This is a genomic window from Bacillus cereus group sp. BfR-BA-01331 (assembly GCF_022663915.1).
GTDB classification, from domain to species: Bacteria; Bacillota; Bacilli; order Bacillales; family Bacillaceae_G; genus Bacillus_A; species Bacillus_A mycoides.
Window position 1 is genome coordinate 71,248 of the sequence record NZ_JAKUGJ010000021.1, and the last position, 6,416, is coordinate 77,663.

Below are 6,416 nucleotides of genomic sequence, written 5' to 3' on the forward strand. Positions count from 1 at the left end.
GCTTATATTTACTTGTTACCTTTGTTACTTTTGTTACCTTTAACTATCAATCCCTTGTGGCCCTAAGGTTTAATGAGGTAACAAGGAAGATAGAATTTATCATCACTTTTGTTACTTTCGCTACTGCATTTTTTAATGTACATTTGTTTCCTCATGAAAGTTAAATCCTAATTCATTGACAATATCCATATTTAAAAATATCACTCTGACATTCTTACCCTTGTGTTTTACTTGTTTATAGTCAACGTTTTTCCCCCTATCTTCTATTGGAGAAGTGATTCCCCGTTTTAACCATTCTCTACGTGTTGGCTTTTCTTCTAATCCTAAAAAATCCTTTACATAAGCTGGTGTCAAAAACAACTGCCTTTGATTATTCTTATAAATCGCTTTAATAATTTTAGGCATATAATCATAAAATATATCCTGTCTACTACTATCCAAATCCGAAAGTATCTCTTCTAAAAACTGCATAGGCTTGTCTATCGCCTTATTTTCTTCTGCTATATCGTCAAATAATGAGGAAATAGCTTTTAGATCAATATCAAAACCCAATTTGCTCTTTAGTATACTTCCTGTAAAATGGACTGCAGCATAATATCCAGCTAATCGGCTTAATACTTCATTATCTTTGGCTTTATCTACATAGTGTTGTCTAAACTTGTGATACTCTGGAATAAGCTCCTTTTTATGTTTCAACCAAACTTTTAAGAAATCTATTCCTATCGCTCCGTAGTTGTTTTCCAATGCTTCATGTATTGCCATAATATTGCTATGATCTTTCTTTAATGGCTGGTCAACTAGCGGAATAATTCTAGCAGCAGCTCCACCTTGATTTTTTGCATATTCGTTTAAAGTTACTTCACCTGTACTTAGTAAAATATTGTGCCAAGTAAACTCCCTCTGACTTCCTTTTAAACTTCCTCTTCCTTTTGAACGTCCTCCACTGAAAGAATAAATAACATCTTTTAAAATACGTTCATCGGCTTTTCGTGTATCATCCATTAATAAAGGAAAACTGTTTAAATATGCTGATTTTCTCTCAATAGATACTTTTGTAGCATTCCATTCACTCATTAAGCTTTCATTACCCCAAACACTTGCGGCTACTTTTAATGTAGTAGTCTTCCCTTGTGAGGTGGTTCCGCTTAAATCAACAATGAAAGGTTGCAAGCGTAAATCCTTTATAATGACACTCGCAAAACTAGAAAGAACAAAAAATACAGCCTTTGGATTCTGTTTAATTCGTTCAAACACTTCTGTTTTCCAAGTATCACTTGTTCCTTTCACCTCAAAGGCTTCAAGTAATTGTTTCTCACCATGATCTATCGCCATAATTTCAACATCTTTAGTAACTAAAGGGTGGATAAAAGTATCCTTTATATGCCCTAAACGTTCTACTGCATAATGTTGTCCTATATTATTAACCAATAGATATTGATCAAAATAAGCAATGATTTTCTTAACATTATTATCATTAACAGAAAAACCTTTATCACTTAGTTCTAGTAATTCTTTTCTAACAGCAATAGTAGAAGCTGACACAACTTCACTTACAGTTCTATTACTTTCCTTCCATTCAATTTCATAAAGGACCTGTGAACGTTCTATGTTATGGAATTCCTTTGTAATATATGGTGTTTTACGAGATACGAGTTTTGTTATCTCATTTCCATCCTTATCCTCTCTCGTCTCAAAAAGTGTACCTTTATTTCCTACTTTAAAAGGCTTAGGAATGATTTTATTTTCGTCTTTACCTTCGGCATAGGTTTCAAAATTATTGTCAGATATATGCTGTCTTTTTGACTGGTCTGGTTTCCATTGAATAGCTGACTGCGTAAGGGTCTTTAATTCGTTATAATGAAAATCAGTTTTATCTAAAAGAAAATACTCATATATAAGCTCCATTGCCTGCATTATCTCCTCGTTAGGAACATTCCACGCTTTTAAATGTGTAGCAAACTTATACATTGTGTCATTTCTGCTCCCTGAGCTTTCTATAGGTACTGGAAACATATAACCTTTAGATTTATCTGTATTTCTAACAGGTATTAAATAGTGTGGTAATTCGTCCAGCTGATCTATGCTATTAGTTGCTATGTAGCGTCCTTCTGTGTTGTTTGTCGGAAAAACAATATACCCTGCTCGAGCTGTACGGGTATCAATAACCACACCTATTTGAGAGAAAAATTTCGTAATCTGTTTAATGTCTTGTGTCCTTTTCTCTTTAGCTGCAAAAACAAACTGCCATCCGTTTGGTGTTTTAATCGAATGGTGATGCCTGTTTTCTCCTTCAAGCAAATCTTTCACAAGTTCTCCTTGAACCTGGTCATCCACATCTATGATAATCCGCTCCTGGGGAATAACTGCTCCAATCCATCCGCCTTGGTTTAGCCATTTATTTATTTCTAAATCATCTAATCCCTGGCTATCTTTCCACTTACATACTGGCGTTTTCGCTTTTTGATACCCTTGATTTCCATTTGCATATCCAGTAAGCTTGATAATTTTTGATCCAGGTAACATTTCATCAATTCTTGTAATATAGTGCGGCATGGTAACTTTCAAAAATGAGCACCCCCTTTTCTCTTAGTAATGTTTTTAAAAGCAAATATCATACTTGCTTTAATATTCGATTAATTCCTTTTAAAACTTGGATTGCTTTTGGATCACCGTTCTCCGCTTTTTCTAAGATGATATGTAACTTGTCTTCACGTATTTCAGCAGTTGTCATTAACCTATTCACCTCAATTGTTTCCAAATCGACGTTGCTATAAAATATCAAGCAATTTGAATTAATAAGTATTATCCACCTAATCTTTTATGAACTTTGTTTCCTATGCACACGCCAGCCAAAGCGTTGTTGATTACCATTACCATTCATCTACAATTTCTGTTATTACTTCAAGAGCTTGCTTATAGAACCACCAACGTTTTCTATTGCGACGTCGCTCTATTAGTCTCATACGTGGATCAGATAAAATCTCATCTTCTAGGAATCTCTTACTCATTGATGTAATTACTGCTAACTTTTCAAGATCAACCATCAATAAGGTTTCGTGAAGTTGTTGATCTATTTGCTGCAGTACGTATTCCTTAATGGCTTTTTCATCAATATTCAGTTGCACATTTGCAGGAATCACTATTTTCACCTCTTTCCATTTATTAATCGAATTAAGCTTCTACTTTTTCGTATTCTTGCATAGCTCCATTAATTAACCATGTTTCAATTGTCGGACGGTGAAAAAGTATTTTCCCCCTAACTCTCGCATGTGGAATTTCACTCATACGTGTCATTGAATATACAGTTGTTAAAGAAACACCCAATAATTCTGCAACTTCTTTTACAGTTAATGTAACTTTTTTCATACCTTCCCTCCTTCCGCGTGAAACTTTATGATACTTTTATAATAAGTGACACTTCATGATACTGTCAATAAAAAGATGACACTTTATGATACTTGCTGTATTATTAAATTATTATTAACCCTACTCGGAGGTATATCATGAAAAATAATAAAGAAGCGTTAGGACAAAGAATAAAGTTAATAAGGATTAAAAACGGAATGACATTAGAGGAATTCGGAAAGCAAATACTAAATGCTAACAAAAGCGTTGTTTCGAAATGGGAAAAGGGAATTACAGTCCCAAATAATGAACGCCTTGCAAAAATTGCAGAAATAGGAAATGTGACAATCGAGTATCTTTTAAGCGGAAATCCATTTGATAATCTATCACTAGAGGAAAAACAGTATTTTGAAAAAGGACAAAGACAACCTGCATATGGTGTTATTAGAAAATTATCCGAGACTCTTGGAATTGAATTTGCTGAATTAGCTTGGCAGGCTGGATTATATACAGATGCAGATATACAAGCACATAGAGAAGAAAAGGCTTTTTGGGAATCCATGACACCCGAAGAAGAAGAAGCGTATATAGAAAGAGACCATAAAGATTTTGCCTTGTGGGAGTATCGCAGACTACACTATCCTGATTTAAAAATACTTTTAAATGGGGGCGATGTATTTTTTGGTGGCAAATCGCTAAATTATGAACAGAGGGAAACAGCTACAAAAATATTAGAAGTTTTATTTGAAAAGCTTGAAGTAAATTGTCCTTCAGATGAAGACATTGAAAAGGAATACGACGATATGAAGAATTTTAAGTTTACATTTTTAAACCAAGATTCATCTGATCGTGACAAAGATAAATAACACCAATTCAACACTTATCCATTCCTATGCATACGCCAGCCAAAGTAATGAAAGGAATGGTAATAGTGAAACTACACAAATCAGTAAAAGAACCTGAAATATACTATTATTTCAATACAAAGAATGAAAAACTGTGGATGTATCGTCACAAGTATTATGACAACACAGGGAAAAGAAAAGAGAAGAAAAAAAGTGGGTTTAAGTCAGAAAAAGAAGCCATCAAATCTCTTTTAGAAGTTAAAGTTACAACACTACGTGGTGAATCTAAAAAAGTTGAACATGATCAACTAACCATTGGAGAGTGGTTGGATATTTGGTATACCACATATAAAAATAGTTGGAAACCAGCATCAAGGGCACAACGTGAAATGGCCATCCGCTTACAAATGAAACCGTTGCTTGGCCATTTCAAGTTACAAACTTTGGATAGAACAACATATAAAAGAGAATTTTTAAATGTACTTGAAAAGAAGTATAAGCCAAGTACAGTTCATTTATTCCACACCCTATTCAAGATTGCTATTAATGCAGCTGTAGAAGATGAAATATTGTCTCGCAATCGCTTCACAAAAATCAAACTTTCAAATCATGAAACTATTAAAGAAGAAAACAATAATTATTTCACACCTGAGCAATTAGTTGAATTTTTAACAATAGCTAAACGCGAAGAAAATGCCACAAACTATACATTTTTATTAACCGTTGCATACACAGGGATTCGTAGAGGCGAAGCCTGTGGTTTACAGTGGAAAAACATTGATTTTGATAATAAAACAATAACTATTGAACGCACTAGGGATAATAAAGGTATACGATCACCCAAAACGAAAAATAGCTATAGAACAATTTTAATAGATGATGTATTAATAAATCAATTAAAGATATATCGAAAATGGTGTATGAAGGTAATGTTGTCCTTTGGATACAAACTAAAAGACGATTCTTTTGTATTTACATCATACCAAACTGGAAAACCTATAACAGATGGCTGTGTTTTTTATGCATTTAGAAGAGTATTAAATAAAACAAAGCTTCCTGCTATAACAATACATGGCTTACGTCATACACATTGCACTATATTATTAAATCAAGGTTTAAATGTGAAAGTGATTGCCGAACGTTTAGGGAATTCTCCACAAATGATTTATGGAATTTATGGTCATGTATTAAAGGAATTAGAATCCATGTCAGTAGAGTTATTTAGTCAGAGTTTAACAGCAAATGGGGCTAATTTTGGGGCTAGTTAATAATAAACATGCTACAAATACTGATATAATAAGGGCTTTTGATACTATCGAATTCTATTTTTAATAGAATTCATTTTTTTTGTTTATATGTAATTTTTCAAACCATATAACTTATTCCATAAACAATAAAGTGTAAATCATAAATTTTGATTTTTCTTATATACCAACTTAATAAAGAGTAATTTCCCAATTGGTTTATTACCTATCTTTCAAAAAAATATAGCCCCACCTAATAAAATTAGGTGGGGCTATATACAAATGCCTGTTTAAATTTCAAACAAACATTGTAACAAGTTAGACGATATTAATACCTGCACTTACAAATCCAGCAACTGCAGCTATTGGACTAGCTGCTGTTAATGAAACATATAATAGTATTTGATCCCCAGCAACTACTGGAATACTTTCAGCTACGATCCCTGATGCTGTGTCCAAAATTGCTATTGTAGTAAATGTTGGTGTTAATAATAGAGGCGCTCCCTGAACTGTAAACGTATTACTTCCTGCAGGTGCAATTAATATTTGCATCTGAATTTGTACCGGTGTTAATACCGCTAATGCAGCTGTTGCACTAAAGAAACCTGCTAATGACGTAATAGTTCCTGCACGTGGTGCTACAAATGCATAATCACCTACCCCTAACGCTAGTGTGATATCAGTTCCACCTGTTAACGCTACGCCAGGCTGACTAAAACCAAATCCAAGGAGAGTTCCTGTATTAGCTACTAATGCGTTAACTAACGCAGCTGGCGTTGTACCTGAAGCATACGGAATAATAGCTCCGCCTCCTGTTGCTCCGGTTGAACCTGTTACTCCTGTTGCTCCCGTTGCTCCTGTTGCTCCTGTTGCTCCTGTTGCGCCTGTTGCTGCTGTTGCTCCTGTTGCTCCTGTTGCTCCTGTTGCTCCTGTTGCTCCTGTTGCTCCCGTTGCTCCTGTTGCTCCTGTTGCTCCTGTTGCT

Annotated in this window: 6 protein-coding genes; 2 read left to right on the forward strand and 4 right to left on the reverse strand. The window is 34.3% G+C overall.

Annotation, left to right across the window (positions count from 1 at the left end):
• Nucleotides 1-132: 132 nt before the first annotated feature.
• The 3 genes from MR155_RS25085 to MR155_RS25095 form a co-directional block, all read right to left on the reverse strand.
• Nucleotides 133-2,565 carry a DUF927 domain-containing protein gene (locus tag MR155_RS25085; protein WP_242311362.1) on the reverse strand — a complete coding sequence of 811 codons (2,433 nt, stop codon included), beginning with the start codon at nucleotides 2,563-2,565 and terminating at the stop codon, nucleotides 133-135.
• A gap of 305 nt (nucleotides 2,566-2,870) precedes the next feature.
• Nucleotides 2,871-3,140, reverse strand: coding sequence for a hypothetical protein (locus tag MR155_RS25090; protein ID WP_242311363.1), 270 nt, complete (start codon nucleotides 3,138-3,140; stop codon nucleotides 2,871-2,873).
• A 31-nt stretch (nucleotides 3,141-3,171) separates the two neighbouring features.
• Nucleotides 3,172-3,366: a helix-turn-helix domain-containing protein gene (locus MR155_RS25095; protein ID WP_063220460.1), complete on the reverse strand. Its 195-nt coding sequence runs from the start codon at nucleotides 3,364-3,366 to the stop codon at nucleotides 3,172-3,174.
• A 137-nt stretch (nucleotides 3,367-3,503) separates the two neighbouring features.
• Between MR155_RS25095 and MR155_RS25100 the strand changes: the two genes are divergently transcribed.
• Together MR155_RS25100 and MR155_RS25105 are read left to right on the forward strand one after the other, a co-directional pair.
• Nucleotides 3,504-4,211: a helix-turn-helix domain-containing protein gene (locus MR155_RS25100; protein WP_242311364.1), complete on the forward strand. Its 708-nt coding sequence runs from the start codon at nucleotides 3,504-3,506 to the stop codon at nucleotides 4,209-4,211.
• A 65-nt stretch (nucleotides 4,212-4,276) separates the two neighbouring features.
• Nucleotides 4,277-5,458 carry a site-specific integrase gene (locus MR155_RS25105; protein WP_472927179.1) on the forward strand — a complete coding sequence of 394 codons (1,182 nt, stop codon included), beginning with the start codon at nucleotides 4,277-4,279 and terminating at the stop codon, nucleotides 5,456-5,458.
• 294 nt (nucleotides 5,459-5,752) lie between these two features.
• Here the strand turns inward: MR155_RS25105 and MR155_RS25110 are convergent.
• A partial coding sequence (locus tag MR155_RS25110; RefSeq protein WP_277958761.1) for an exosporium glycoprotein BclB-related protein occupies nucleotides 5,753-6,416 on the reverse strand: 664 nt, incomplete at its 5' end.